This window comes from Ectothiorhodospira lacustris, assembly GCF_022227845.1.
Classification (GTDB): domain Bacteria; phylum Pseudomonadota; class Gammaproteobacteria; order Ectothiorhodospirales; family Ectothiorhodospiraceae; genus Ectothiorhodospira; species Ectothiorhodospira lacustris.
Map to the genome: position 1 here is coordinate 1 of NZ_JAJNQN010000035.1, position 2,029 is coordinate 2,029.

General features: G+C 64.0%; 2 protein-coding genes. Both read right to left on the bottom strand.

What is annotated here, in order from left to right; all coding sequences use genetic code 11:
* Positions 1-141 precede the first annotated feature (141 nt).
* A complete protein-coding gene (locus LQ956_RS14780) occupies positions 142-1,113 on the bottom strand; it encodes an RpnC/YadD family protein (RefSeq protein ID WP_238630325.1) in 972 nt (323 codons plus the stop codon).
* A gap of 28 nt (positions 1,114-1,141) precedes the next feature.
* Positions 1,142-2,029 (bottom strand): transposase (locus LQ956_RS14785; RefSeq protein ID WP_238630385.1); only part of this gene is annotated, 888 nt, incomplete at its 5' end.

A 2,029-nucleotide genomic window follows, 5' to 3' on the forward strand; every position in this document is an offset into this window, starting at 1 on the left:
GCTCCTACCCCGTCACTCCCGCGAAAGCGGGAGTCCAGGACGGACACTCCAACCGCGACTGGATTCCCGCGTTCGCGGGAATGACGGCGGGGAGGGCACCTTGGTTGTGAAGCGCCCGTGGGAGCGGGCCGAGAACAGCCCTCAATGAGACGGATCCGGATGCAGGGCCTTCACTTCGTCCAGGGGCAGGCCCGTGACCTGGGCGATCTGCTCATCAGGGAGCACGCCCAACTTGAGCAGATTGATGGCCGTGTCGCGGGCCGCTTCCTGTCGACCCTCTTGCCGTCCTTCCTGCCGTCCTTCCTGTCGACCTTCCTGTCGACCTTCTTGCAGCCCTTTCTGGAACCCTTCTTGCCGTCCCAGCCGTTCAGCCGTATTGATGTAAGGCATCTGATTTTCCTCCTCGATGGCGTAGACCGTCTCTAGAAACTCCCGTTCCAGTCCCTTGGGCAACTGGATCATCCAGTCGATGATGTGGAACAGCCTGAGAATCTGCTCGCGACTGTAGCCTCGCTGGTACAGTAGCCGGATCAAGGCCACCTTGGCATCCCTGCGGGTGCCACCCTGTCGCAACCGCTTGGCCCTGATCTGCGCCATCACCACCAAGGCAAAGACATTCGCGCTTGCCTCCAACTCCGGCCAGCGCTCCTCCCAGTCGATCAGCTTGGCGGTGGGGAAGGTGAAACTCAGCTCGCAACCCCAGCGGGCATACCGATAGCACATCGGCCGAAAGCTTGAGCGGGTATCCGCCAGCACCGCCAGGCTCACCACATCGATGCCGTAGCGGTCCCGCAGACGATACTGATAAGTGTACATCCGCTCGGCAAAGGCGTCTTCCGGCTCACCTTGAACCTCAACATGGATCAGCACCCAGGTCTCCGCCCCGTCACGGGCCTGGACCTTGATCAACTTGTCCGCATGGCGCCGGCCACTCTCGGCATCCGCCGTGATCTGCTGCAGCTCCTTGTCCATGGGGGTATATCCCCGCGACCAGTCCACCTCATCGTGGATCGCCGGGAACAGCAACTGCGTGAATTCCTGGAAGTAGTATTCCAGAGCCTCCTTCCACGGGCTGTCATGATCCGTGGGCCGGGCGGTGTCTTGATCGGTCATGGTTCCACTCCTGTTGGAAGTGAATAGCCTACAACACCGCCCGTCGCTCAAACACCCGCCGGGCCGCGCCCATCCCGCGCAGGAATTTCGCCTGGCGGCAGGCCGCATGTTCCACCAGCTTCGCCGGCTTGCCCACCGCGTGGCCGAATGCCTGCAACAGGCTCGTGCCGTGGGCAATGAAGGCCTCCGCGTCCATGCCCAGACGATCCAGCAACTTCGGTGTCTGCGCCGGCATGAATCCCCGCTTGGCGGGATGCACGCACCGAGCCAGCATCTCCACCAGCGCCAGATAATCCGCCCAGGCAAACGGCACCGCCCAGGGCTCCCGGCCGGTGGCATCAAAGGGCATCAGGGGGGCGACGGCAAGGGGCGCCAACCTGTGCTCGCAACGCAGTGCATCGCGCCAGTAAGGGATATTGGCCTCGGACTTCCCGGACACCGCCGCCTCGCCCCCCTGGACCGAGTGCTTGGCCAATGCCGCCCGCATCCGTGCCTCGGCCTTGTCCGGGCACAGGCGGGCCTCAAGACTGGTGTGCTCGCTGGTTTCCGGCGTGTCGGCAATCCCCGCCCGGATGGGGTTGAGATCCACATAGGCCATGGCACTGAGAATGGCCTGCTCATCCAGCAAGGCCTGGCTCTTGAAACGACCTTCCCAAAACCGCCCCCGTACTCCGTCCTCGGCATTGGCCTTGCGAGCGATGGTCTCGTTGAGCACCCGCATGAACCAGGACATATCTGCCAGCCGCGCGCGGTAGGTGCCCGCCCACTCCCGAACCTGGGCCAGTTCGGCGTCGTGCAGGGTGTCCCGCGTCTCCGGGTCCAGATACCGCTGCACCACCGGCGGCCCGGAGAACACGCTGGTCCAGCGGCGCAATACCGCCTCATCCGACCAGCCCTGGGCGCGGCCCTGATCGAT

What these genes read in the sequence shown, in the direction of transcription:
- LQ956_RS14780 (WP_238630325.1), bottom strand. Translation starts at nt 1,113, where the DNA reads ATGACCGATCAAGACACCGCCCGGCCCACGGATCATGACAGCCCGTGG.